The sequence below is a fragment of the Streptomyces sp. NPDC127177 genome (assembly GCF_042672475.1).
In the GTDB taxonomy this organism is placed as follows: Bacteria; Actinomycetota; Actinomycetes; order Streptomycetales; family Streptomycetaceae; genus Streptomyces.
Map to the genome: position 1 here is coordinate 34,632 of NZ_JBHXUW010000054.1, position 22,988 is coordinate 57,619.

A 22,988-nucleotide genomic window follows, 5' to 3' on the forward strand; every position below is an offset into this window, starting at 1 on the left:
GTAGCCCGGGTCAGTCCACCGGGCGGGCGGGCGAGGGCAGGGTGAACCACACGGCCTTGCCGCGTTCCGTCGTGCGGTGGCCGCAGGACGAGCTGAGGGTGCGGATCAGCAGCAGACCCCGGCCGTGCTCCTGCCACGGGTCCGGCTCGCTGCCCGGCCCGGGGCGGGAGAGGTCGCCGGGCGGGGCGGGGTCGTGGTCGTGCACCTCCACCTGGCAGCCGTTCGCCAGCAGCTCCACCACCAGCTCGATCGGCTCGTCCCCGGGGGTGTGCTCGACCGCGTTGGCGACCAGTTCCGCGGTGAGCAGCTCGGCGGTGTCGCTGTCGGCGGGGGAGTCGAGGTCCGCCAGCGCCGTGCGGATCAGCGCACGGGCGATCGGCACGGCCGCAGCCGAGTGCGGCAGTGCGACCCGCCAGGAGGCGGGGGCGGGAACATCGGGGGACACGGCGGATTTCCGTTCGCTGAGAGAGGCGTTCATGGAACGCACCGCTTCATGGTTTCAACCATACGAAGCCCCACAGCTCGGACAAGGGCCTGTCGACCGGTAGGAAGGGGACGTTCGTCACTATGGCCTTACGCTCCGCTTATCGCGTACTCGTGACGAGAGTCACGTACGAGTGATAAATTCGTGGCAGGTAGCAGCCCGACGGCTGAAGGGGACCACCCTCCATGAGCCCGTTTCCCAGCTCCGCACCGCACACGGAGAACTGGCGCCATCTCCGGGTCACCACGCGTGACGGTGTCGCCACCGTCACCCTCGCCCGCCCCGAGAAACTCAACGCGCTGACCTTCGGCGCCTACGCCGACCTGCGCGATCTGCTGGCCGAGCTGTCCAGGGAGCGTTCCGTGCGGGCGCTGGTGCTGGCGGGGGAGGGGCGTGGCTTCTGCTCCGGCGGCGATGTGGACGAGATCATCGGCGCCACCCTCGCCATGGACACCGCCCAGCTGCTGGACTTCAACCGGATGACCGGCCAGGTGGTACGGGCCCTGCGGGAATGCCCCTTCCCCGTCGTCGCGGCCGTGCACGGGGCCGTCGCGGGAGCGGGCGCCGTCCTCGCACTGGCCGCCGACTTCCGGATCGCCGACCCGACGGCCCGGTTCGCCTTCCTCTTCACCCGGGTCGGGCTCTCCGGCGGCGACATGGGCGCGGCCTATCTGCTGCCCCGGGTGGTGGGCCTCGGCCACGCCACCCGGCTGCTGATGCTCGGCGACCCCGTCCGCGCGCCCGAGGCGGAACGCATCGGGCTGATCAGCGAGCTGACCGAGGAGGGAAACGCCGGCGAGCGGGCCGCGGAGCTCGCCCGCCGCCTCGCGGACGGCCCCGCCCTCGCCCTCGCGCAGACCAAGGCGCTGCTCACCGCCGAACTCGACATGCCGCTGGCCGCAGCCGTGGAGATGGACGCCGCCACCCAGGCCCTGCTGATGCACGGCGAGGACTACGCCGAGTTCCACGCCGCGTTCACCGAGAAGCGCCCGCCGAAATGGCAAGGCCGGTGACAGCCCCTGCCGCAGGGGGGCCCGCCGTACCGCGCCGCATCGCCGTCATCGGCGGCGGCCCCGGCGGGCTCTACGCCGCGGCGCTGCTCAAGCGGCTGGACCCGGCGCGCGAGATCACCCTCTGGGAGCGCAATGCCCCCGACGACACCTTCGGCTTCGGCGTCGTCCTCTCCGACGAGACCCTCGGCGGCATCGAGCACGCCGACCCCGTCGTCCACCGCGCACTCCAGAAGGAGTTCGTCAGGTGGGACGACATAGACATCGTCCACCGCGGCCACACCCAGACCTCCGGCGGCCACGGATTCGCCGCACTCGGCAGGCGCCGCCTCCTGGAGATCCTGCACGAACGCTGCGCTTCCCTCGGCGTACGGCTCCGCTTCCGCGAACAGGCCCCTCCCGCCGCCGAACTCGCCGCCTCGTACGACCTGGTGGTCGCCGCCGACGGCGTACACAGCCCCACCCGTACCGCGCACGCCGACAGCTTCGGCCCGCGCATCAGCGCCCACCGCTGCCGCTACATCTGGCTGGCCGCCGACTTCGCCCTGGACGCCTTCCGCTTCGAGACCGCCGAGACCGCCCACGGCGTGATGCAGCTGCACGGCTACCCCTTCTCCCCGGACGCCTCCACCGTCATCGTGGAGATGCGCGAAGAGGTCTGGCGGGCAGCCGGGTTCGACACCTGCGACCCGGCGGAGTCGGTCCGCCAGTGCGCCGGGATCTTCGCCGGCGCGCTCGGCGGCCGGCCGCTGCGCTCCAACAACTCCTCCTGGCTCACCTTCGGCACCGTCGTCAACGACCACTGGTCGCACGGCAACACCGTCCTCATCGGCGATGCCGCCCACACCGCGCACTTCTCCATCGGCTCCGGCACCAAACTCGCCGTCGAGGACGCCCTCGCGCTCGCCGCCTGCATCGAGGAACAGCCCGGCCTGCCCGCCGCCCTCGCCGCGTACGAGAACGAGCGCCGTCCGGTCGTCGAATCGACGCAGCGTGCCGCGGCGGCCAGCCTGCGCTGGTTCGAGGAGCTGGGCACGTACGTCGACCAGCCGCCCCGCCAGTTCGCGTTCAACCTCCTCACCCGCAGCCGCCGCGTCACCCACGACAACCTGCGACTGCGCGACGCCGGGTTCGCCGCGGCCGTCGAGGAGGAGTTCGGCTGCCCGCCCGGCACCCCGCCGATGTTCACCCCGCTGCGGCTGCGCGGACTGGAACTGCGCAACCGCGTCGTCGTCTCGCCCATGGACATGTACTCGGCGGCCGACGGAGTCCCCGGCGACTTCCACCTCGTCCACCTCGGGGCCAGGGCACTCGGCGGGGCCGGGCTCGTCATGACGGAAATGGTCTGCGTGAGCCCCGAGGGCCGCATCACCCCCGGCTGCACCGGCCTCTACACCGACGAACAGGCCGCCGCCTGGGCCCGCGTCACCGACTTCGTGCACACCGGATCACCCGGCACCGCCATCGGCCTCCAGCTCGGTCACTCCGGTCGCAAGGGCTCCACCAGGCTCATGTGGGACGGCATCGACGAGCCGCTCGACGCGGACAACTGGCCCCTGGCTGCCGCCTCCCCGATCCCGTACGCACCGGGCGTCAGCCAGGTCCCGCACGCACTGGACGACGCCGGTCTCGACGCGGTGCGCCGGCAGTTCACGGACGCCGCCCGCCGCGCCGACGCCTGCGGATTCGACCTCATCGAACTCCACTGTGCCCACGGCTATCTGCTCTCCGGCTTCCTCTCCCCGCTCACCAACCGCCGCACCGACCGGTACGGCGGAACGCTGGAGAACCGGCTGCGCTTCCCGCTGGAGGTCTTCGACGCGGTCCGTGAGCGGTGGCCCGATGACCGGCCGATGACCGTCCGGATCTCCGCCACGGACTGGGCCGAAGGCGGCACCACGGCCGAGGACGCCGTCGAGATCGCCCGGGCGTTCGTCGCGCACGGCGCCGACGCCATCGACGTCTCCACCGGGCAGGTCGTCCCCGGTGAACGGCCCGAGTACGGGCGCTCCTACCAGACCCCGTACGCCGACCGGATCCGCAACACCCTGTGCGTGCCCGTCATCGCCGTCGGTGCGATCTCCTCCTGGGACGACGTCAACTCACTGCTGCTGGCGGGCCGCGCCGACCTCTGTGCCCTGGCCCGCCCCCACCTGTACGACCCGCACTGGACGCTGCACGCCGCGGCCGAACAGGGCTACGCGGGAGCCGGCGCGCCCTGGCCGCTCCCGTACCGTGCGGGCAGCCGCACCCCGCCGACGGGCCGCACCGACGCCCCGAAACCGCGGCTCACCCTGGGCTGAGCGGCAGCCACTCGTGCACCCCGGCCGGACCGGCTCGGGCGCCTCGTCGCGCCTCATCCACCGTCGGTCTGCGCGCTGATGAGCAGCCGGTCGGAGACGGCCCGAAAGCCGATCCGGGTGTACACACCGTTGCTGGTCGGGTTCGCCAGGTCCGTGAAGAGCAGCACCTCGTCCGCGCCCGCCTCCCCGGCCGCGCGGCTGACCTCCGCGGTCACCGCCGCCGCGTAGCCCCGGCCGCGGTGTTCGGGCGGGGTGTAGACGGGAGCGACGCGCGCCGTGCCTGCGAGCCGCGGCGAGATGCCCGCCATCGACACGGGGACACCCCCGTTCTCCCAGAGCGTCAGCCGGCCTTCCGCCGTCCGCTCGTCGACCGTCCGCCCATGACGTGCGCCGTGACCGGCCGTGCCCCCGATGTCCATGGCGAACGCGGCGTACCAGCGCAGCAGCAGCTCCCGGTCCGCAGGCGTCGCGGCCCTCGCCCGGCCGCCGGGAGCGGGTGACGGCGGGATCAGCTCGCCCAGCCGGTACAGCCGCTGTTCCTCGTCGACACGGTGCCCCGGCCAGTGGGCCGCCACCGCCCGTGCCGTGGCCCGGTCCGCGTTCACACGAGTGAGCCGGCGGGCCGCCATCAACGGAGCAACGGCCTCCGGGGCGAGGGCGTTCAACGTCGCGGGGTAGGGCGGCGTCTGGAGTACGGTGCCCGCGACCTCGCCGTCGGCACCGCGCCACCAGCCCATCACCGGATCGTGGTCGCCGTACGCGTTCGGGCCGTGGCGGCGCAGGGCCGCGGTGACGGTCAGCACGACCGTGCTCTCGGCCGGCCGCGCGGCCAGCGAGGCACCGGCCGCGTCGAGGAAGACGTCGACGTCGTCGGTGAAGGTCCATGTCATGCCCCCGCATTCTGCCCGGCGCTCCGCCGCCGGGGCAGCCGGTTTATCCGCGTACGAACGCCGCCCCCGCGTCCCGCAGCCGTTCGTGCAGCAGCCCGAACACCTCCGCCGACCGGCCGCCCGGCCACTGTCGCGGCAGCAGTTCCGGCGGCAGCCCCGGGTCCGCGTACGGCACCTGCCGCCAGGAGTCCAGCGCGGTCAGGTAGTCCCGGTAGGCGTGCTCCGGATCGGGTGCGGCCTCGCCCCGCGACTCCCAGTCCCGCAGCACCGGTTCGTGGCGCTGAAGGAAATCGCGGTGCAGCCGGGCGACGGCCTCCAGGTCCCACCAGCGCCCGACCGACTCCGCGGTGGCGGCGAAACCCAGATGATCTGCCCGGAACAGCTCGACGTACGGGGCGAGTCCGAGCCGCTCCAGGGTGTGCCGGGTCTCGTCGTACAGGGCCGCCGGAGCGATCCAGACGCCGGGGGCCGCCGTGCCGAAGCCCAGCCGGGACAGCCGGGAGCGCAGCAGGTGCCGCTTGTGGCGCTCGGCCTCCGGCACGGAGAACACCGCGAGGACCCAGCCGTCGCCGAGCCGGGGGGCCGGATGCCGGTAGATCCGCCGGTCGCCGTCGTCGAGCAGCTGACGGGCGTCGGCCGACAGCGCGTACCCGGCCGCTCCCTGCGCCGTGCGCGCCGCGACGAGCAGCCCGCGCCGCTTGAGCCGGGAGACGGATGACCGCACGGCGGGAGGCTCCACGCCGACGGCACCCAGCAGCCTGACGAGTTCGGCGACCGGGAGCGGGGTGTCGCCGGGGGTCCGGCCGTAGGCGCCGTAGAGGGTGACGATCAGCGAGCGGGGAGCATGCGTTTCGGCCATGTGATCATTCTCGGCCCGCGGAGCCCGCGCCCGCACCGTCTTCGGTCTCCTCGTCCTCGCGGAGCCTGAACCGCTGCAGTTTGCCGGTGGCGGTACGGGGGAGTGCGGGCAGGAAGGTGATGAGGCGGGGGCATTTGTGCGGGGCCAGCTCCGTCCGCATGAAGGCGCGCAGTGCGTCGGCCGACAGCGTGGAGCCCTCCCGCACGACCACGTACGCCGCCACGATCCGGCCGCGCAGCTCGTCCTCTCGGCCCACCACCGCGGCCTCCGCCACCTCGGGATGGCGCAGCAGGGCGTCTTCGACCTCGGGGCCCGCGATGTTGTAGCCGGAGGAGATGATCATGTCGTCGGCGCGTGCGACGTAGCGGAAGTAGCCGTCCGGGTCGCGCACATAGGTGTCGCCCGTGACGTTCCAGCCGTGCCGTACGTACTCGCGCTGCCGTTCGTCGGCGAGGTACCGGCAGCCGACCGGCCCGCGCACGGCGAGCAGTCCCGGCTCACCGTCCGGCACCGGTGTGCCGTCCCGGTCCACCACCCGGGCCTGCCAGCCGGGGACCGGGACGCCGGTGGTGCCGGGGCGGATCGCCTCGTCGGCGGCGGAGACGAAGATGTGCAGCAGCTCGGTGGCGCCGATGCCGTTGATGATCCGCAGGCCGGTCCGCTCGTACCAGGACTGCCAGGTCGCCACGGGCAGGTTCTCGCCCGCCGACACACAGCGCCGCAACGCGGAGAGGTCGTGCCCGTCGAGCTGGTCGAGCATCACCCGGTAGGCGGTGGGCGCGGTGAACAGCACCGAGACGTGGTGGGCGGCGAGGGCCGGGAGCAGCTGCTTGGGCCCGGCCTGTTCCAGCAGCAGCGCCGAGGCGCCGGCCCGCAGCGGGAAGACCACGAGGCCGCCGAGCCCGAAGGTGAAGCCGAGTGGCGGGCTGCCGGCGAACACGTCGTCGGGCACCGGCCGCAGGACGTGCCGCGAGAAGGTGTCGGCGATGGCGAGCACATCGCGGTGCAGATGCATGCAGCCCTTGGGGCGGCCGGTGGTCCCCGAGGTGAACGCGATCAGCGCGACATCGTCCGACGCGGTGTCCACGGCCCGGTAGGGGCCCGGCCGGCCGTCCGCCAGGCGCAGCAGATCGTCCGGGGCGTCGCCGCCGAACGCGGTGATGCGCAGCCCCGGGACCTCTGCCTTCGCCAGGTCCTCGACCGAGCGGGCGTCGCACAGCGCGTGGCTGATCCGGGCGATCGAGCAGATCGTGGCGAGTTCGGTGGCCCGCTGCTGGGCCAGTACGGTGACGGCGATCGCGCCCGCCTTCAGCACCGCCAGCCAGCATGCGGCCAGATGGGGTGTGGTGGGGCCGCGCAGCAGCACGCGGTTTCCGGGGACGACGCCCAGGTCCGAGGTGAGGACGTGGGCGATGCTGTCGACCCGGTCGCGCAGCTCCCCGTAGCCGATCACCGCGCCGTCCGGCGTACGGAAGGCGGGCCGCTCGGGTCCGAAACGGTCCGCCGTGCGGTCCAGTAGTTCGACGGCGCAGTTCAGCCGGTCCGGATAGTGCAGCTCGGGCAGGTCGAAGACCAGTTCCGGCCACTGGTCGGCGGGTGGCAGATGTTCCCTGGCAAAGCTGTCGATGTGCGCTGAGGTCTTCGGGTCCATTACGGATCGCCCCCTTGTCGCCTCTGGAGCGTATCGTTTGGGTGACGGTAGTCAACTGTCCGCGATAAAACGGGTGACGAGGCAAGGCGCGACAGAACTGCATGCGCAGAGCGACAGACGTTGTGCGCAGAGCTTCCGACGGGACTCCGACAAGAGAGGCGCCGGTATGACGGCATTCTCGCTCGATCCGGACCGGACCGCCTGGTGCGAGGAGCTGCGCACCCTCGCCGAGCAGCGGCTGCGCCCGCTCGCGGAGAAGGGCGAGCCGGGCCACGTCAACCGCCCACTGGTGGCCGCCCTCGGCGAGCTGGGCCTGCTGGACCGGCTGCTGGGCTCCGGCGCCCTCGACCTGTGCCTGCTGCGCGAATCCCTCGCCCGCGGCTGCACGGAGGCCGAGACGGCGCTGGCGCTCCAGGGCCTCGGCACGTACCCCGTGGTCCAGGCGGGCACCCCGGCCCACCGTGAGCGCTGGCTGCCCGAGGTCCGTGCGGGCCGGGCCGTCTCGGCCTTCGCGCTCAGCGAGCCCGGGGCCGGCTCGGATGCGGCGGCCCTCGCCCTGGAGGCCGCGCCCGCACCGGAGGGCTGGCGGCTGACCGGCGAGAAGTGCTGGATCTCCAACGCCCCCGAGGCCGACTTCTACACCGTCTTCGCCCGGACCACCGAGGGCGCGGGGGCCCGTGGCGTCACCGCGTTCCTGGTCCCCGCCGACCGCCCCGGGCTGACAGGACAACCGCTCGACATGCTCTCGCCGCACCCCATCGGCAGCCTCGCCTTCGACGGCGTACCGGTCACCGCCGACGACGTGCTCGGCGAACCGGACCGGGGCTTCCGGGTCGCCATGAACACCCTCAACCTCTTCCGGCCCAGTGTCGGCGCCTTCGCCGTCGGCATGGCCCGCGCCGCCCTGGACGCCACCGTGGAGCACACCGCCACCCGCACCGCGTTCGGCGGCCCGCTCGCGGACCTCCAGGCGGTCTCCCACCAGGTCGCCGAGATGGCCACCCGCACCGAGGCCGCCCGGCTGCTGGTGTACGCGGCCGCCGCCGCGTACGACGCGGGGGAGCCGGGCGTCCCGCGCCGCGCCGCCATGGCGAAGCTGTACGCGACCGAGACCGCGCAGTACGTCGTGGACACCGCCGTCCAGCTGCACGGCGCCCGCGCGCTGCGCCGAGGCCATCTGCTCGAACACCTCTACCGTGAGGTCCGCGCCCCGCGGATCTACGAGGGCGCGAGCGAAGTGCAGCGCACCATCATCGCCAAGGAGCTGTACGCGAACCGGGAGCCGTCCGCATGAGCCCGATCCACCGCATCAACCCCGCCGAACTCTCCCCGCCGGCGGGGTTCTCGCACGCGGTCACCGCCACCGGTAGCCAACTGGTCTTCCTGGCCGGGCAGACCGCACTCGACGAGCGGGGCGACGTCATCGGCGACACGCTGCCCGAGCAGTTCGCCACCGCCCTCGGCAACCTGCTCACCGCCCTGCGCGCGGCGGGCGGTTCCCCTCAGGACCTGGCCCGGGTCACGGTCTACGCCACCGATGTCGCCGACTACCGGACGAACGCGGCCGAACTGGGCCGGATCTGGCGGCGGCTGGCCGGCCGCGACTACCCCGCGATGGCTGTGATCGGGACGGCGCGGCTCTGGGACGAGCAGGCGCTGGTGGAGATCGACGGGGTGGCGGTGCTGCCCTGAGACCCCGAACGCCCCGTGCGGACCGGGAATCCGGGCCCGCACGGGGCGTTCAGGTCGTTCGGCGTGCTCGGCGCGCGCTCAGTACGGCTGCACCAGCACGTGCGCCGCACCCGGGATGCCGACCTTCAGCAGCTCGTCCTCCTCGGGCGTCGTCTCGCCGCCGGTCTCCTGCTTGAGCACGGCACGCGACATGGCCTGTACCCACATGGCGCGGGGGCGGCGGCGCGCCTCCCAGACGTCGAGCGCGGCCGCGACGTCCGGCTCGGCGTCCAGCGACTCGGCGAGCACCAGCGCGTCCTCCACGGCCATAGCCGCACCCTGCGCGATGTGCGGGGTGCTCGCGTGGGCGGCGTCACCGGCCAGCACGACCCGGCCCACGTGCCACGGCTCCTCGACGGTCACCTGGGAGATCCGCGAGTACACCACGGCCTCCGGTCCGGTGACCGTGGCGAGCGCCTCGGCGACCGGGCCGGAGAACATCGGCAGCCGCTCCTTGAGCTGCTCGTGGGCCTTCTCCGGGTCGGGCCGGAAGTCCTCGGCCTCGGCGAACACCGCCCCCAGGTACATCAGTTCTTCCGTGATCGGGGTGAGCAGCGCCTTGGCGGCCCGGCCCGCGGTGCCCATCACGACACCCCGCACCCGCTCCTGACGTGGCACGGTGACCCGCCAGTTGGCGAAGCCGGTGTACCGCGGGGTGTAGCGGTCGCCGTACAGCCGGGTGCGCAGCGGCGAGCCGATGCCGTCGAAGCCGACGACCAGGTCCCAGCGGCCGGCCGAGCCGTCGGACAGGGTGACGTCCACGCCTTCGCCGTCATCGGTGAGTTCGGTGACGGTGGCGCCGAAGCGGACGGTGGCCCCGGCGGCCGTCGCGGCGGCGCCGAGGACCTGGGCCAGTGCGGGGCGGGGGATGCCGTTGTTGGAGGGCGCGTCGCCCATCCGGGGCTGCGGTATCTCCGCCAGGGTGTTCCCGGCCGGGTCCGCGACGGTCAGGATCTCCCACTCGAAGCCCGCCCTGAGGCAGTCGTCGAGCACCCCGATCTCCCGCATGACGTGCAGGGCGTTGGACGGCTGGATGATGCCGACGCCGAGTGCGTCGAGCTCGTCACGGAGCTCGGCGACCTCGACGGTGTGGCCTCGCCTGGCCAGGGCGGTGGCGAGCGTCAGCCCGCCGATGCCGCCGCCGTGGATCAGAACGCGCAGGGGTGTAGCCATAGGGGATCTCTCCAGAGCGGGAAGTAGCGGGAAGCAGACGGAAGCAGACGGAAGCAGAGGGAAGCAGACGGAAGCAGAGGGAAGCAGTGGGAAGGCTTACGTAGGGACTACGGAAGGGATTGCGGAGGGGATCGCGGGAGGTCCTGTGGGAGGGAATCGTCAGCCGGCCGCGACGGCCGGGCTCATCAGGTGCCCCACCAGGGCCGGCGGCACATCGCGGCCGAAGGGTCGCTCGCGCCCGGGGCGCCGAAGAGGTGGACGACCAGCTCGGGACCGACCGCAATCTGGCCGAAGTCCAGCGCGACGGTGGTCGTGTCCCGCTGGCCGACACCGGCCAGCTCGTCCACGCCGTGCGACACCGGGGACGATGGCCAGTACGAGCAGGGCCGTCCGCAGCGACATGGTGGTCGAGTCGCTCCGCCGGGACGAGCGCGTGCGCAGGACATGCTCCTTGGCGATGATGCCAGCCTCACGAATGGTCAAATCCGTTTAGAACTTCGACAGATAGATATTAGTCGGACTGCAAAAAAAGAATGAAAGCGGGCTCACATGCGCAATATCGATCACCCGCATATCCATCACGAACCCGTGGAGCCGACGCGGCCGATCTGACTGCGCCGAGGCGGGCGCGGCGCGCCGTACGAGTGAAGTCCGGCCGGGGATATATCTGTATTTAGTGCCCTCTGTCCGTTCAGCAATCCCCCGAGGCGGGCGCGGGACGCCCCGCGGAGCCGTATGACGGTCCTCATCGTCTGCCACTTCGTCCTGGCCGCCCTCGCCCACCCGCTGGTCCGGCGGCTCGGTGCCCGCGCGTTCGTCGTGCTCGCCCTGCCGCCGGCCGCCACCACGTGCTGGGCCCTCACCCAGTGGGACACCGTGGCCTCGGGCTCATCGGTCACCTGGTCGTGGCACTGGATCCCGGACTACGACGTCGCGCTCGGCCTGCGCCTGGACGCGCTCGCAGAGCTGATGGTGCTGCTCGCGGCCGGGGTCGGCACGCTCGTCCTGCTCTACTGCGCCTCGTACTTCACCGACGACACCCCGCAACTGGCCGGATTCGGCGGAAACCTGCTCGCCTTCGCCGGTGCGATGCTCGCTCTGGTGCTCGCCGACGACCTGATCTCGCTCTATGTGTTCTGGGAGCTGACCACGGTCTTCTCCTACCTGTTGATCGGATACAACAGCGAGCACCGGCACAGCCGCCGCTCGGCCCTCCAGGCGCTCACCGTCACCACGCTCGGCGGCCTCGCCATGCTGATCGGCTTCCTGATCATTGGTCAGGCAGCGGGCACCTACCGCATCTCCGCGATCCTCGCCGACCCGCCCCGCACCGGCGCCGCCGTCTCGGTGGGCGTGGTGCTGATCCTGTGCGGGGCGCTGTCCAAGTCGGCCATCTGGCCGTTCAGTCTCTGGCTCCCGAACGCCATGGCCGCGCCCACACCCGTCAGCGCCTATCTGCACGCCGCCGCCATGGTCAAGGCCGGTGTCTACCTCGTCGCCCGGCTCGCACCCGGCTTCGCCGACGTCCCCGTGTGGCGGCCCGTCGTGATGGTGCTGGGCGCCGCGACCATGCTGCTCGGCGGCTGGCGGGCGTTGCGGCTCAACGACCTGAAACTCGTCCTGGCCTACGGCACCGTCAGCCAGCTCGGCTTCCTCACACTGCTCGCCGGCGCAGGCAGCCGTGACGCGGCCCTGGCCGCCGGTGCGATGATCCTCGGTCACGCCCTCTTCAAGGCACCGCTGTTCCTGGTCACCGGCATCGTCGACCACGCCACCGGCACCAGGGACCTGCGCAGGCTCTCCGGTGTCGGACGGGCGCTGCCGCACGTCTGTGCCGTCGCCGTGATCGCCGCCGCGTCCATGGCCGCACTGCCCCCGCTGCTGGGATTCGCCGCGAAGGAGGCCGCATTCGAGGCGCTGCTGCACGGCGACACCGCGGACCGCTGGGCGCTGGGCGTCGCGGTCGCGGGATCGATACTGACCGTCGCGTACACCGTCCGGTTCGTCTGGGGCGCCTTCCTGCGCAAGCCGGGCGTCCCCGACACCCCCGTCCACCGGGTCGGCTGGGCCTTCCTCGCCCCGCCCGCACTGCTCGCCGCCTGCGGTCTGGTGCTCGGGCCCGGCGTCGGATGGACCGACCGGCTGCTCAGCGCGTACGCCGACGTCTTCCCGGCCCCCGCGCACCCGTACCATCTCGCGCTCTGGCACGGATTCGGCACCGCGCTTCTGCTGTCGGCCGTGGCCACCGTGGGGGGCGCCGCGCTCTTCGCGTGGCGCACCGGGGTCACCCGGTTCTCCCGGCGGATCGCCTGGCCGACCGCGGACAACGTCTTCGGCCATCTGCTGCTCGGGCTGGAGCGGCTCTCCCTCCAGGTCACCGGATTCGTCCAGCGCGGCTCCCTCTCCGTCTACCTCGCCACCACGCTGCTCGTGATGCTCGCCGGGCAGCTGGCCGTGCTCGGCGTGGACCGCCCGTGGGACGGGGCCGCAGCCCCCCGCCTCTGGGACGTACCGCTGCAGGGCGCCGTCGCGGTACTGACGTGCGCGGCGGCCCTCTTCTGCCTCACCGTCAGACGCCGTATGAAGGCCGTGGTGCTGGCCGGACTCACCGGATACGGAACCGCGTTGCTCTTCGTCGTCCAGGGCGGCCCGGACCTGGCGCTCACGCAGTTCTGCGTGGAGACCGTGTCGATGATCGTGTTCGTCCTGGTACTGCGGCGGATGCCGGTGCACTTCCAGGAGTCCGTCAGCAGCTGGCGCCGCACCATGCGCATCCCCGTGGCGCTGGCCGCCGCGACCACCCTGAGCGTGGTCGTCTGGGTCGCGGCGGCGGCGCGCACCGCGAGCCCGGCGGGCGCCGCCATGGTCGAGGAGACCGCGCACCACGGGCTCAAGGACGTCGTGGCCACCATCCTGGTCGACCTGCGGGCCTGGGACACGATGGGGGAGTCCGCCGTGCTCGCCGCCGCCGCGATCGGTGTGACGAGCCTGATCTATCTGCACCGCCGCGCCGAAGGGGCCGCGGCGCCCCCGGAGCGGGAGGGGCACACCGCCTGGTCGTTGACCACGACCCGGCTGGCCGGGCTGCCGCACGGCGACGAAGGGGCGCCGGAGCGCAGCTGGCTGGCGGCCGGCGCCACGCTCGCGCCCGAGCACCGGTCCGTCGTCTTCGAGGTGGTCGCCCGCTTGCTGTTCCACCCGATCCTGGTGCTCTCGGTGTATCTGCTGTTCTGCGCCGAGAACATGCCGGGTGGCGGATTCGTCGCCGGGCTGGTCGCCGGAGTCGCCCTGATCGTCCGCTATCTGGCGGGTGGCCGCTTCGAACTCGCCGAGGCCGCCCCGCTGCAGCCGGGCCTCTTCACCGGCCTCGGCCTGTTCCTCTCCACCGGGGTCGCCCTGCTGGGCCTCGCAGAGGGCACGGTCCTGCACGCCTGGACCTACCACGGGCATCTGCCGGTGATCGGTACGTACCACTTCGGTACGCCGGTGATCTTCGACTGCGGTGTCTATCTGCTGGTGCTGGGCGTGGTGCTGGACATCGTGCGGGCCCTCGGCGCGAAGGTCGACCGGCAGATCGAGCGGGCCGCCGCGGAAGCGGCGAGCGGGCAGCCGGCCGGACCGGCGCCCCGGCCGGAGCCCGGGGCGGGAGGCGCCGGATGACGGTCAGCGCCTCGCTCCTGGCCACCGCCGCGGTGCTGTGCGCGGTCGGCGGCACCCTCATGCTCACCCGGCCCCTCACCCGGATCCTGCTGGGCGCGGTCATCGCGGGCAACGGCATCAACCTGCTCGTCCTGTCCGCCACCGGGACGGCCGGCCGTGAACCCCTGCTCTACGGGGTCGCGCTGAGCCGGGTCACCGATCCGCTGCCCCAGGCCATCGCCCTCACCGCCATCGTCATCACGCTCGCCACCACCGCGTTCCTCCTGGCCATGGCCTACCGCAGCCACCAGCTGACCGGCACGGACGAGGTCCACGACGACCTGGAGGACCGGCGCATCGTGCTGCGTGCCGAGGTGCTGGGAGAGCGCGACGAACTGCGTGAGCAGTACCGGGCCGAGTCCGACCGCACGGACGAGGAGCGCCGCCGGTACCGCGAGGAGCGCCGCCGGCTGAGGGCCAGGCTGCGTGCCGACCGCGCCCTGCAGGCCCGTGGCCGGGACGCGACCGGGGACCTCTGGCACGACGTCCTGGGAGCGGACCCGGAGCACTACGCGGCAGCGGGGGACGACGGCGGTCCGGCCCCGGGCCCGGACGCCGCCCCCGGACCGGGCAGCGGCTTCGACCCCGGACCGGGCAACGGCTTCGACCCCGGTACGGGACCCGCAGCCGGTGTGGGACCCGATCCCGGTACGGACCCCGCACCCGGAACGGATCCCGAGCCCGGACCCCCCGCCGCACCCGGTGCGGCCACCGATCCCGATCCCGATCCCGGACCCGGCTCCGCACCCGGTAAGGACACGGGCCCCGGTCCCGGCTCCGCCCTCCGCCCCGACTCCGCCCCCGACGATCCGAACCGAGGAGACACCGGGTGAACGCACTCGTCCCGCTGCCGGTGCTGCTGCCGCTCTGCGCCACCGGTCTGAGCCTCGCCTTCGGCACCCGGCTCAAACAGTTCCAGCGCTTCATCAGCGTCGCCGTGCTCACGGCCGTCCTCGGCCTCTCGGTCACCCTGATGATCGACGCGGACATCGAGGGACCGCTCAGCGTCCACCTCGGTGACTTCGCCCCGCCGCTCGGCATCTCCCTGGTCGCCGACCGGCTCTCCGGGCTGATGCTGACCGTCTCATCGGCCGTCACCCTCTGCGTACTCGTCTACTCCCTCGGCCAGGGCATGGCGGACCGGGACGAGGAGACACCGGTGGCGGTCTTCCACCCCGCCTACCTGATCCTGGTCGCGGGCGTCTCCTGCACCTTCCTCGCCGGTGACCTGGTCAACCTCTACGTCGGCTTCGAGATCATGCTGGTCGCCAGCTTCGTGCTGCTCACCCTGGGCGGCACCGGCCCCCGGGTCCGTGCGGGCTCCACCTACGTGATCATCTCCCTCTTCTCCTCGATGCTCTTCCTCACCGCCATCGCCATGACGTACGCGGCCACCGGCACCGCCAACTTCGCCCAGCTGGCCGGGCGGCTGGCCGCGCTCCCGCTGGGCGTGCAGACCCTGATCCAGGCGATGCTGCTGACCGTCTTCGCCATCAAGGCAGCCGTCTTCCCGCTCGCCGCCTGGCTGCCCGACTCCTACCCGACCGCGCCGGCGCCGGTCACCGCGGTCTTCGCCGGACTGCTCACCAAGGTCGGTGTCTACTGCATGCTGCGCACCGAGACCCTGCTCTTCCCCGGCAACCGGCTCGGCGACCTCCTGATGGCCGCCGCCCTCGCCTCGATGGTCGTCGGGATCCTGGGAGCCGTCGCCCAGACCGACCTGAAGCGTCTGCTCTCGTTCACCCTCATCAGCCACATCGGCTACATGGTCTTCGGTATCGGTCTCGCCACCCGCGAGGCGTACGGCGGAGCGATCGTCTACGTCGTCCACCACATCACCGTGCAGACCACGCTCTTCCTGGTGGCAGGGCTGATCGAGCGGCGCGGCGGCACCACCGAACTCACCCGGCTCGGCGGAATCGCCAAGGCGGCCCCGCTGCTGGCCGTCCTCTTCTTCGTACCCGCGATGAACCTGGCCGGGATCCCGCCGCTCTCCGGATTCATCGGAAAGCTCGGACTCATGCGCGCCGGTGTCGCCGACGGCGGGGTCTGGGCCTGGATCCTCGTCGTCGGATCGACCGCGACGAGCCTGCTCACGCTGTACGTGATGGCCAAGGTGTGGAACCTGGCGTTCTGGCGGGCCGCACCCCCGGGGCAGGCGCTGGACGGGACGGTCCTGGAGTCCGACGAGGAGGACGACAGCGACGCCGACGAGGGCCCCGACCGGATGCCCGGCACCGGCGACGAAGGCGTCCGGCTCCGCCACCAGCCTGCCGGGCGCGCGGTGGCGGCCACCCTGCACGGCCGTGCGGTCACCACCACGACGAAGCTGCCGCGGCCGATGACCTGGGCCACCGCCGCCACGGTCGCGCTCGGGCTCGCCTTCACCGTGTTCGCAGGACCGCTGACGGCGTACACCGACCGCTCGGCCGCCGAACTCCTCGCACGCACCCCCTACATCGAGGCGGTGCTCGGACGGTGAAACGGCTGATCACCTTCTCCTACCGGAACAAGCGCCTGCCGCCCTTCAGCTGCGAGTTCGGGGGCCGTCGGCGGCGCGTGCTCGACCTCCCGCTGATCGCCTGGCTCACCTTCATCTGGGTACTGCTCTGGTCCAGCCACCACTGGGCCAACGTGCTGACCGGCGCGGTCGTCGCCGTCGCCGTCTGCCTGGCGTTCCCGCTGCCGCAGGTCGACCTCGGGCTCCGCCTGCACCCCTGGGGCATCGTGCGGCTGGCCGGCTTTCTGCTCTACGACATGTACACCTCCGGCGTAAAGGTGACCCGGCAGATCTTCGGCGACCGCCCGCACCGGGCCGCCGTGATCGCCGTACCGCTGCGCTGCCGTTCGGACCTGATGCTCACGGCCACGGCGGTCGCGGTGTCCAACGTGCCGGGAGGCTCCGTCGTCGAGGTGCGGCGCGCCACCGCCACCGTCTTCCTGCACGTCCTCGAGGCGGACCGGCCGGCCGAACTGGACGCGGCCCGGCGTTCCGTATGGCGCCTGGAGGAGCTGACGGTACGGGCCTTCGGTACCCCGGACGAGATCGAGCGCGTCGCCGCTCCACCACCGACGGCACCACACACCGGCGAGCAGCCGGGAGAACAGGGGGAGGACGCATGAGTGTTCCGGAGACCGTCGACCACGTGCTGCTCACCGCGGCCGTAGTCGTGATCATCATCGCCGGAGCCGGCCTGCTGACCCGCATCTGGCGCGGCCCCTCGATGCTGGACCGGGCCATCTCGCTGGATGTCTGCGCGGCCCTGATCATCGCCGGACTCGGCGCGAAGTCGGCGTTCGCGCGCGACCCGTTCTACTTCCCGATCATGCTGGTGCTGGCCTTCCTGGGCTTCACCGGTTCGGTCGGCATCGCGCGTTTCATCGCGGCACGCGACCGGCCGCCGGACCACGGGCGCGTCGACGGGCCCGAGCAGACGGGCGGGGACACACCATGAGTGTCTGGCTACAGATCACCGACACGGCGGGCGCGGTCCTGGTGCTGCTCGGCGCCGCCATCTGCCTGCTGGGGGTCGTCGGCATGCTGAAGCTGCCGGACGTCCTGTCCCGCAGCCACGCCGCCACCAAACCACAGTCCCTCGGCATGCTGATCGTGCTCGCCGGGGTGGCGCTGCGCCTGCGCAGCGGCATGGATCTCGGGACGCTCTCGCTGATCGGCTTCTTCCAGCTGATGACCGGCCCGGTCGCCGCGCACCTGGTCGCCCGATCGGCGTACCGGACCGGGCAGATCGACCACGGCGAGCTGCTCTTCGACGAGCTGGACGAGCAACTGACCGAGGAGCGCTGAGGGGGAGCGGCGCGCGGAGCGGTCGGCCGCGGGCCGGCTCGGCTCGTCAACCCCTCCTGGTGCCACGGATGTTGGAGAGGCCGAGGCCGGGGTCGCGGCCTCGGGTCCGGTCGGCCAGGGCGCCGTCCATCACCTCGGCCAGGAGTGCGAGCGCGTCGAGGACCTTCGTCCGTTCCTCACCGAGGCCGGACAGCATCTGTGCCTCGACGGCCAGTTGGCTCGGGAAGATCTGGTCGATGGCCCGCTTGCCCGACTCCGTGATGGTCACGAGTGCCGCCCGCCGGTCGGCGGGGTTCTGGGTGCGCGCGATGTGGCCGCGCTTCTCCAGCTTCGCCAGCGTCTTGCTGACCCCGGCCCGCGACATCCCCATGTTGTCGGCCAGCCTGCGGGCGATGGCGGGTTCGGTCGCCCAGCGCAGCGGAATGAGCAGGTCCGCCTCGGGGGCGGTGAGCGGGGCACCCTCGTAGAGCGGTTCGAGAGCGCGGTCGAACAGGGCGGACACCTGCTTGACCAGGGCCACGACCTCCATGGCGGAGGTGTCCAGGCCGGGGATGTGACTGACCCACTGATCGCGGACCACATCGGGATGGGACTGCACCAGCACTCCTTTGTTAACCAGTGAACCATCAGCTATCTTTTCCTCCATGCTATCGCCTTCCCCCGCCTCCGACGAGGCGGCCGCCCGCGCTGCCCGGCCCCCGTCCGGGCCCGCCTCCGCGTCCCCCGCCACCGCCGGTCCGCCCATCCCGCCGAAGCAGCTCTCCGCGCTGGTCGCCGTGCTCGGCGCGCTCACCGCCGTGGCCCCGCTGGCCACCGACATGTACGTCCCCGGCTTCCCCTCCATGGGGGCCGCACTGCACGCGAGCAGCTCGGCCGTGCAGCTGACCCTGACCGCGTTCCTGGCCGGCCTGGTGGTGGGCCAGCTGCTGATCGGTCCGATGAGCGACGGATGGGGCCGGCGCAGGCTCCTGCTGTCCGGAGTCGCCGGCTTCGTTCTCTTCTCGCTGCTCTGCGCCGTCGCACCGAACGTGGAGCTGCTCACCGCGGCCCGCTTCCTCCAGGGCGTCGCGGGCGCGGCCGGCATGGTGCTGGCCCGCGCCGTGATCACCGACTGCTTCCGGGGCGCGGACGTACCGCGCTACTTCGCGCTGCTCTCCCAGATCATCGGCATCGCCCCGATCGCCGCACCGGTCATCGGCGGCGCCGTCCTGTCCTTCTCCACCTGGCGCACGGTCTTCGTCGTCCTCGCCGTGATCGGCGCACTGCTCCTGGCCGCCGTACTGAGCAAGGTCCCCGAGACACTGCCGCCCGAGCGCAGGCACAGCGGGGGACTGGCGGGCACCCTGCGCACCATGGGCGCGCTGCTCACCCACCGGGCGTTCATGGGATACGTGCTCGTGCTCGGCTTCACATCGGCGGCGCTGTTCGCCTACATCAGCGGATCCAGCTTCGTCTTCGAGAACGTGCACGGGGTCTCGGCCACCGTGTACTCGCTGATCTTCGCGTCGAACGCGGTGGGCATGCTCATCGCGGGCGCCACGTTCGCGCGGCTCTCCCGCCGGGTCCGGATGAACTCGCTGCTGATCGCCGGGCTCACGGTCTCCGGCGTCGGGGCCGTGGCCCTGCTCGTGGTCCCGGCACTGACCGGGGAGACCCTCGCGGCCACCTGGATCTGTCTCTTCGTCACCATGGCCGGCATCGGTCTGGTCTTCCCCGCCACCATGAGCATCGGCCAGACCCTGGGCCGCGCGGCCCCCGGCGCGGCCTCGGCACTGCTCGGTGGCCTCCAGTTCCTGTTCGGCGCGCTCGCCTCACCGCTCGTCGGCATCTTCGGTGAGGACACCGCGACGCCCATGGCCGTCATCGTGCTCAGCGCGCTCGCCCTGGCGGGCCTCGCCCTCGTCCTGCTCGCCCGGCCGTGGCTGAGCCACGGCGAGATCGCATCCGAAGCGCCGGCCGAGGACGACCGCCGCGCCTGACCACCCCGGTCACCGGGCCAATGGGCCGTCCGCGCTCCCGCCGCGGGGCGGAAAATCCCTACCGCGGCGGCCGGAAAGGACGCAGACTCCTTCCGTGGCCGACATGGAGACGTTCCGGGAAGCGGTGACCGCGTGGGCGGCCGGTGGCCCCGGTGAACCCGCCCGCGAGCTGGCCGCGCGGCTGCCGCTGCGCACGGCCGTCCTGCTGGAGGGGCCGAGCGATGTCGCGGCGGTCGACGCGCTGGCCGCGAGCCGCGGCCGCCACCTGACGGCCGAAGGGGTCTGTGTCCTGTCGATGGGCGGCGCGATGAGCGTCGCCCGTTTCGCCGGTCTCCTGGGCCCGTCCGGGCTCGGACTGCGTCTCACGGGGCTGTGCGACGAGGCGGAGCGCGGCTACTACGACCGCGGCTTTGAGCGGTCCGGTGCGACGGAGCGGGAGTTCTTCGTCTGTGCGGCCGATCTGGAGGACGAGCTCATCCGCGCGCTCGGCGTGACACGGGTACGGGAACTCGTCCGGCAGGAGGGCGACCTGCGCGCCCTGCAGACCTTCCTTCGTCAGCCCGCACAACTGGGCCGCGACCCGAGGCAGCAGCTGCGGCGCTTCCTCGGTACGAAGAAGGGGCGCAAGATCCACTACGGCCGGGTGCTGGTCGAGGCCCTCGGTCCGGACCGGGTGCCGGCCCCGCTCGACGAGCTGCTCGCATCTCTCTGACCCGGTCGTGCGGGCCCCGCGCGGCGGCTCGATTTCCGCCGGACTCCGTTGTCAGTGGCTCCCCATAGTGTGAGGACATCACCCGGGGAGTTTCGGAGAAGGAGCAGAAGCATGTCCGCCAACAGGATCCAGCACAAGGTGAATCACGTCGCGCTGGTCGTGGACTGTTCGGGTTCCATGCACCAGCACCAGAGCCAACTCATCCGCGTCGTGGACGAATTCGTCGCAGGGCTGAAGGCTGAGTCCGACAGCCTCGGTCATGAGACGCGGATCAGTCTCTACTCCTTCGACCACAGGGTGGAGAACCTGGTCTGGGACATGGACGTGAAGCATCTCCCGTCCATGCGGGGCCTGTACAGGGTCAACAACGGCGCCACGGCCCTCATCGAGGCCTCCCTCAAGTCCCTGGACGACCTGGGCCACATCTGGGAGGAGTACGGCGAGCACAGCTTCCTCCAGATCGTGGTGACGGACGGCGAGGAGAACGCCTCCGGCGGCGACAGACGGCACGACGGCGACATGGCGATCCTCGGCCCCTGGCTCGACCGGATCGCGGCCAAGATGGGCGCGCTCCCCGGCCACTGGACGTCGGCGATCCTCGTGCCGAACTCCCTCGCGAAGCGAACCGCGCAGAACTACGGCTTCCCGGCCGGGAACATCGCCATCTGGGACGCGGATTCCCAGGAGGGCGTCGAGGAGGCGATCGGCACCGTGCGCGCCGCCGCCACCAGCTTCCTCCGTGGCCGTGAGCAGGGTGTGCGCGGCACGAAGAACCTCTTCGCCGTCGGACAGGACATATCCGTCGACGACGTGCGGGCGAACCTCGAACCGGTGCCGGCCGACAGGTACCGGCTGCTGAAGGTCGACAAGGAGGTCGAGATCCGTCCCTTCGTCGACTCGCACCCGGGCGTGACGTACCAGCGCGGTTCCTGCTACTACCAGTTGGGCAGCCGGGTGCAGGTCCAGCCCGACAAGGAAGTCGTCGTGGTCGAGAAGAACACGGACCGCGCCTATACGGGCGACGCGGCCCGCAGCCTGCTGTTCGGCACGGGGGTCAGGGGGACGGTCTCCGTGAAGGCGGGGAACAATCCCGAGCTGGAGGTGTATGTGCAGAGCCGTTCGGTGAACCGGAAGCTCAAGCCGCAGACGCGTCTGCTCATCATGCTGTGAAGGCGAGGATGCCTGATCCGGGGACCCGCACCCCTTGCTGACGGGCCCCCGCACCGCTTGCTTACGGGGCCTCGTACCTCCTGTTGACGGGACCCCGCACCTCCGCTGACGGCTCCGGACCGACGCACCCTCCCACTCATGTGACGCAGGTCTCAAAGAGGCGGTGCAGCAGAAAGGGCCGCTCCGCAGTCAGAGGGGGGACAGGAAGGGAGGGGCGGTGTGGCTCTGGCAGCCAAATGGAATTCACTGCTTTCCGAGGCGAGTCGAAACGACCGGCCCGGCCGGCATGGCCGGTCCGATCAGGAGTCGGCCGAAATGCGCCAGGGAGAGGATTTCCACTCCTTTGTCGAGGCCCGCTCGGGGACGTTGTTCCGAGGGGCCCTGGTCCTGACCGGAAGCCGCGATGCGGCCGAGGATCTCGTCCAGGAAACCCTGGAGCGCGCCTGCCGGCGTTGGCGCACCATCTCGGCCAAAGACGCTCCGGACGCTTATGTGCGGCGCATCATGGTGAATTTGGCCAACGACCGGTGGAAGCGGTTCCGCCGTGTCGTCCCCCGGCAGGACACCGGTGACGACCGGCCGTCCCCCGGTGACGAATACGGGCGCATCGACAGCCGGGACCAATTGGTCCGTGCTTTGCAGCGTCTGCCGATAGGCATGCGCACGGTCGTGGTGCTGCGTTACTTCCACGACCTTTCGGACGCCGAGATCGCCGAGGATCTGCGTATCTCGCCGAGCGCCGTACGGTCCCAGCTCACTCGTGGCCTCGAAAAGCTCCGGGCCCAGATGCCCGCACTCTCCGCATCTTCGTCACCGTCGTCCCGGGAAGGGAGCCCAACGCGATGACCGGCTACGCGTCGCCGCCCTCGGAGGGCCGCGACGGTGACACCCCTCTCGAATTCTTCGAACAGGAACTGGTATCCGCCTTGAATGACTTCGCCAACACCTCCGCAACGCCGCACTTCGACGCCACCGGCATCAAGAGCCGCACCCGCCGCAGGCGCGCCGGCGTGATGGCCGCCGTCTCCGCGGCCCTCGTCGTGGCCGGCGGGGGCACCGCCCTGGCCACCATCGGCACCGGTTCGCCCGCCTCGCAGTCCAGCGCCGCCCACTCCGCCGCCAGTACGAAGGGCGAGGGGAGCGTCACCACCGTGCCGTACATCAAGCCGTTCGATCTGGCGGGTATGAACCTGGACATGGCCAGGGAAGCGCTGGCGCAGGGCAACCTCAAGGTCGGCAAGGTCACCTACGCCTCGATCGCCAAGTGCAAGCCCGGCGCGGTCATCGCGGTCTCCCCGCTCAGCCCGACGGTCCTCCACGGGGGCGAGAAGGTCGACCTGACCCTCTGCCGCCGGTAGATGACGGCCCGGTAGCTGCGACAGCCCCCTTCCGGACCGGCGTTTCACCCGGTCCGGAAGGGGGCGTCGGCTAAAGGTTGTTGCAGAACGCCTGGGATGGGGCATTCCTCTTGTATGGGTGGGGTGTTGCGGGCTGAGTCGTTGTGGGTGGAGACGTTCACCGG

21 protein-coding genes and 1 pseudogene are annotated in these 22,988 nt (G+C 71.7%); 15 read left to right on the forward strand and 7 right to left on the reverse strand.

The features are described from left to right. Positions 1 to 10 precede the first annotated feature (10 nt). Positions 11 to 445: an ATP-binding protein gene (locus ACFVJX_RS27970; protein ID WP_384132126.1), complete on the reverse strand. Its 435-nt coding sequence runs from the start codon at positions 443 to 445 to the stop codon at positions 11 to 13. Between the two features lie 224 nt (positions 446 to 669). On the opposite strand from ACFVJX_RS27970, the gene ACFVJX_RS27975 reads away from it, so the two are divergent. After that, the gene (locus ACFVJX_RS27975; protein ID WP_384132035.1) at positions 670 to 1,497 is read left to right on the forward strand and encodes an enoyl-CoA hydratase family protein; all 828 of its coding nucleotides are present in this window, start codon (positions 670 to 672) and stop codon (positions 1,495 to 1,497) included. After that, on the forward strand, positions 1,482 to 3,797 hold the full coding sequence (locus ACFVJX_RS27980; RefSeq protein ID WP_384132033.1) for a bifunctional salicylyl-CoA 5-hydroxylase/oxidoreductase: 2,316 nt from the start codon (positions 1,482 to 1,484) through the stop codon (positions 3,795 to 3,797). Before ACFVJX_RS27975 ends, ACFVJX_RS27980 begins: the two co-directional genes overlap by 16 nt. A gap of 53 nt (positions 3,798 to 3,850) precedes the next feature. Here the strand turns inward: ACFVJX_RS27980 and ACFVJX_RS27985 are convergent, their stop codons facing one another. Genes ACFVJX_RS27985 through ACFVJX_RS27995 form a run of 3 tightly spaced genes read right to left on the reverse strand, consistent with a single transcriptional unit; the run spans position 3,851 to position 7,197 of the window. Continuing rightward, positions 3,851 to 4,687: a GNAT family N-acetyltransferase gene (locus ACFVJX_RS27985; RefSeq protein WP_384132030.1), complete on the reverse strand. Its 837-nt coding sequence runs from the start codon at positions 4,685 to 4,687 to the stop codon at positions 3,851 to 3,853. 43 nt (positions 4,688 to 4,730) lie between these two features. After that, positions 4,731 to 5,546 (reverse strand): PaaX family transcriptional regulator C-terminal domain-containing protein, encoded by an 816-nt coding sequence (locus ACFVJX_RS27990; RefSeq protein ID WP_384132027.1) that lies wholly within the window; start codon positions 5,544 to 5,546, stop codon positions 4,731 to 4,733. A 4-nt stretch (positions 5,547 to 5,550) separates the two neighbouring features. Beyond that, positions 5,551 to 7,197, reverse strand: a complete 1,647-nt coding sequence (locus ACFVJX_RS27995; RefSeq protein WP_384132024.1) for an AMP-binding protein — start codon at positions 7,195 to 7,197, stop codon at positions 5,551 to 5,553. Positions 7,198 to 7,363: 166 nt separating this feature from the next. Here ACFVJX_RS27995 and ACFVJX_RS28000 point away from each other — a divergent pair, with 166 nt between their 5' ends. Next, on the forward strand, positions 7,364 to 8,491 hold the full coding sequence (locus tag ACFVJX_RS28000; protein ID WP_384132020.1) for an acyl-CoA dehydrogenase family protein: 1,128 nt from the start codon (positions 7,364 to 7,366) through the stop codon (positions 8,489 to 8,491). Continuing rightward, positions 8,488 to 8,889, forward strand: a complete 402-nt coding sequence (locus ACFVJX_RS28005; RefSeq protein WP_384132018.1) for a RidA family protein — start codon at positions 8,488 to 8,490, stop codon at positions 8,887 to 8,889. The genes ACFVJX_RS28000 and ACFVJX_RS28005 overlap by 4 nt, the downstream gene beginning before the upstream one ends. A 78-nt stretch (positions 8,890 to 8,967) precedes the next feature. Here ACFVJX_RS28005 and ACFVJX_RS28010 read toward each other — a convergent pair whose 3' ends face one another. Together ACFVJX_RS28010 and ACFVJX_RS28015 are read right to left on the reverse strand one after the other, a co-directional pair. Continuing rightward, on the reverse strand, positions 8,968 to 10,101 hold the full coding sequence (locus ACFVJX_RS28010) for an FAD-dependent monooxygenase (protein ID WP_384132015.1): 1,134 nt from the start codon (positions 10,099 to 10,101) through the stop codon (positions 8,968 to 8,970). Between the two features lie 236 nt (positions 10,102 to 10,337). Then, a pseudogene (locus ACFVJX_RS28015) lies at positions 10,338 to 10,457 on the reverse strand (ATP-binding protein); the annotation flags it as partial. 379 nt (positions 10,458 to 10,836) lie between these two features. Between ACFVJX_RS28015 and ACFVJX_RS28020 the strand changes: the two are divergent. The 6 genes from ACFVJX_RS28020 to mnhG are packed head-to-tail and all read left to right on the forward strand — an operon-like array spanning position 10,837 to position 17,605. Further along, positions 10,837 to 13,761 carry a Na+/H+ antiporter subunit A gene (locus tag ACFVJX_RS28020; protein ID WP_384132012.1) on the forward strand — a complete coding sequence of 975 codons (2,925 nt, stop codon included), beginning with the start codon at positions 10,837 to 10,839 and terminating at the stop codon, positions 13,759 to 13,761. Beyond that, a complete protein-coding gene (locus ACFVJX_RS28025; protein WP_384132009.1) occupies positions 13,758 to 14,633 on the forward strand; it encodes a Na(+)/H(+) antiporter subunit C in 876 nt (291 codons plus the stop codon). The genes ACFVJX_RS28020 and ACFVJX_RS28025 overlap by 4 nt, the downstream gene beginning before the upstream one ends. Further along, positions 14,630 to 16,282 carry a Na+/H+ antiporter subunit D gene (locus ACFVJX_RS28030; protein WP_384132006.1) on the forward strand — a complete coding sequence of 551 codons (1,653 nt, stop codon included), beginning with the start codon at positions 14,630 to 14,632 and terminating at the stop codon, positions 16,280 to 16,282. The genes ACFVJX_RS28025 and ACFVJX_RS28030 overlap by 4 nt, the downstream gene beginning before the upstream one ends. Then, positions 16,279 to 16,923 carry a Na+/H+ antiporter subunit E gene (locus ACFVJX_RS28035; protein ID WP_384132004.1) on the forward strand — a complete coding sequence of 215 codons (645 nt, stop codon included), beginning with the start codon at positions 16,279 to 16,281 and terminating at the stop codon, positions 16,921 to 16,923. Before ACFVJX_RS28030 ends, ACFVJX_RS28035 begins: the two co-directional genes overlap by 4 nt. Beyond that, positions 16,920 to 17,255, forward strand: coding sequence for a monovalent cation/H+ antiporter complex subunit F (locus tag ACFVJX_RS28040; protein ID WP_384132001.1), 336 nt, complete (start codon positions 16,920 to 16,922; stop codon positions 17,253 to 17,255). Before ACFVJX_RS28035 ends, ACFVJX_RS28040 begins: the two co-directional genes overlap by 4 nt. Then, a complete protein-coding gene (gene mnhG / locus ACFVJX_RS28045) occupies positions 17,252 to 17,605 on the forward strand; it encodes a monovalent cation/H(+) antiporter subunit G (protein ID WP_384131999.1) in 354 nt (117 codons plus the stop codon). The genes ACFVJX_RS28040 and mnhG overlap by 4 nt, the downstream gene beginning before the upstream one ends. Before the next feature lie 46 nt (positions 17,606 to 17,651). Here mnhG and ACFVJX_RS28050 read toward each other — a convergent pair whose 3' ends face one another. Then, positions 17,652 to 18,203, reverse strand: a complete 552-nt coding sequence (locus ACFVJX_RS28050) for a MarR family winged helix-turn-helix transcriptional regulator (protein ID WP_384131996.1) — start codon at positions 18,201 to 18,203, stop codon at positions 17,652 to 17,654. Between the two features lie 46 nt (positions 18,204 to 18,249). On the opposite strand from ACFVJX_RS28050, the gene ACFVJX_RS28055 reads away from it, so the two are divergent. From ACFVJX_RS28055 to ACFVJX_RS28075, 5 genes are all read left to right on the forward strand, one after another. Beyond that, entirely contained in the window at positions 18,250 to 19,584 is a 1,335-nt protein-coding gene (locus ACFVJX_RS28055) for a multidrug effflux MFS transporter (RefSeq protein WP_384131993.1), read from the forward strand. 94 nt (positions 19,585 to 19,678) lie between these two features. Beyond that, positions 19,679 to 20,296 (forward strand): TOPRIM nucleotidyl transferase/hydrolase domain-containing protein, encoded by a 618-nt coding sequence (locus ACFVJX_RS28060; protein WP_384131990.1) that lies wholly within the window; start codon positions 19,679 to 19,681, stop codon positions 20,294 to 20,296. Between the two features lie 111 nt (positions 20,297 to 20,407). Next, positions 20,408 to 21,466 (forward strand): VWA domain-containing protein, encoded by a 1,059-nt coding sequence (locus tag ACFVJX_RS28065; RefSeq protein ID WP_384131987.1) that lies wholly within the window; start codon positions 20,408 to 20,410, stop codon positions 21,464 to 21,466. Between the two features lie 315 nt (positions 21,467 to 21,781). Beyond that, positions 21,782 to 22,312, forward strand: a complete 531-nt coding sequence (locus ACFVJX_RS28070; RefSeq protein ID WP_384132123.1) for a SigE family RNA polymerase sigma factor — start codon at positions 21,782 to 21,784, stop codon at positions 22,310 to 22,312. Then, positions 22,309 to 22,824, forward strand: coding sequence for a PASTA domain-containing protein (locus ACFVJX_RS28075; RefSeq protein WP_384131984.1), 516 nt, complete (start codon positions 22,309 to 22,311; stop codon positions 22,822 to 22,824). Before ACFVJX_RS28070 ends, ACFVJX_RS28075 begins: the two co-directional genes overlap by 4 nt. The last annotated feature ends 164 nt before the right edge of the window (positions 22,825 to 22,988 follow it).

Bases quoted from the DNA above. Each gene is read 5' to 3' on its own strand.
- ACFVJX_RS28005 (WP_384132018.1), top strand. From the start codon at position 8,488: ATGAGCCCGATCCACCGCATCAACCCCGCCGAACTCTCCCCGCCGGCG.
- ACFVJX_RS28040 (WP_384132001.1), top strand. From the start codon at position 16,920: ATGAGTGTTCCGGAGACCGTCGACCACGTGCTGCTCACCGCGGCCGTA.
- ACFVJX_RS27990 (WP_384132027.1), bottom strand. From the start codon at position 5,546: ATGGCCGAAACGCATGCTCCCCGCTCGCTGATCGTCACCCTCTACGGC.
- ACFVJX_RS28010 (WP_384132015.1), bottom strand. From the start codon at position 10,101: ATGGCTACACCCCTGCGCGTTCTGATCCACGGCGGCGGCATCGGCGGG.
- ACFVJX_RS27975 (WP_384132035.1), top strand. From the start codon at position 670: ATGAGCCCGTTTCCCAGCTCCGCACCGCACACGGAGAACTGGCGCCAT.
- ACFVJX_RS27980 (WP_384132033.1), top strand. From the start codon at position 1,482: ATGGCAAGGCCGGTGACAGCCCCTGCCGCAGGGGGGCCCGCCGTACCG.
- ACFVJX_RS28065 (WP_384131987.1), top strand. From the start codon at position 20,408: ATGTCCGCCAACAGGATCCAGCACAAGGTGAATCACGTCGCGCTGGTC.
- ACFVJX_RS28000 (WP_384132020.1), top strand. From the start codon at position 7,364: ATGACGGCATTCTCGCTCGATCCGGACCGGACCGCCTGGTGCGAGGAG.
- ACFVJX_RS28075 (WP_384131984.1), top strand. From the start codon at position 22,309: ATGACCGGCTACGCGTCGCCGCCCTCGGAGGGCCGCGACGGTGACACC.
- ACFVJX_RS28025 (WP_384132009.1), top strand. From the start codon at position 13,758: ATGACGGTCAGCGCCTCGCTCCTGGCCACCGCCGCGGTGCTGTGCGCG.
- ACFVJX_RS27985 (WP_384132030.1), bottom strand. From the start codon at position 4,687: ATGACATGGACCTTCACCGACGACGTCGACGTCTTCCTCGACGCGGCC.
- ACFVJX_RS28020 (WP_384132012.1), top strand. From the start codon at position 10,837: ATGACGGTCCTCATCGTCTGCCACTTCGTCCTGGCCGCCCTCGCCCAC.
- ACFVJX_RS28055 (WP_384131993.1), top strand. From the start codon at position 18,250: ATGCTATCGCCTTCCCCCGCCTCCGACGAGGCGGCCGCCCGCGCTGCC.
- ACFVJX_RS28070 (WP_384132123.1), top strand. From the start codon at position 21,782: ATGCGCCAGGGAGAGGATTTCCACTCCTTTGTCGAGGCCCGCTCGGGG.
- mnhG (WP_384131999.1), top strand. From the start codon at position 17,252: ATGAGTGTCTGGCTACAGATCACCGACACGGCGGGCGCGGTCCTGGTG.
- ACFVJX_RS27995 (WP_384132024.1), bottom strand. From the start codon at position 7,197: ATGGACCCGAAGACCTCAGCGCACATCGACAGCTTTGCCAGGGAACAT.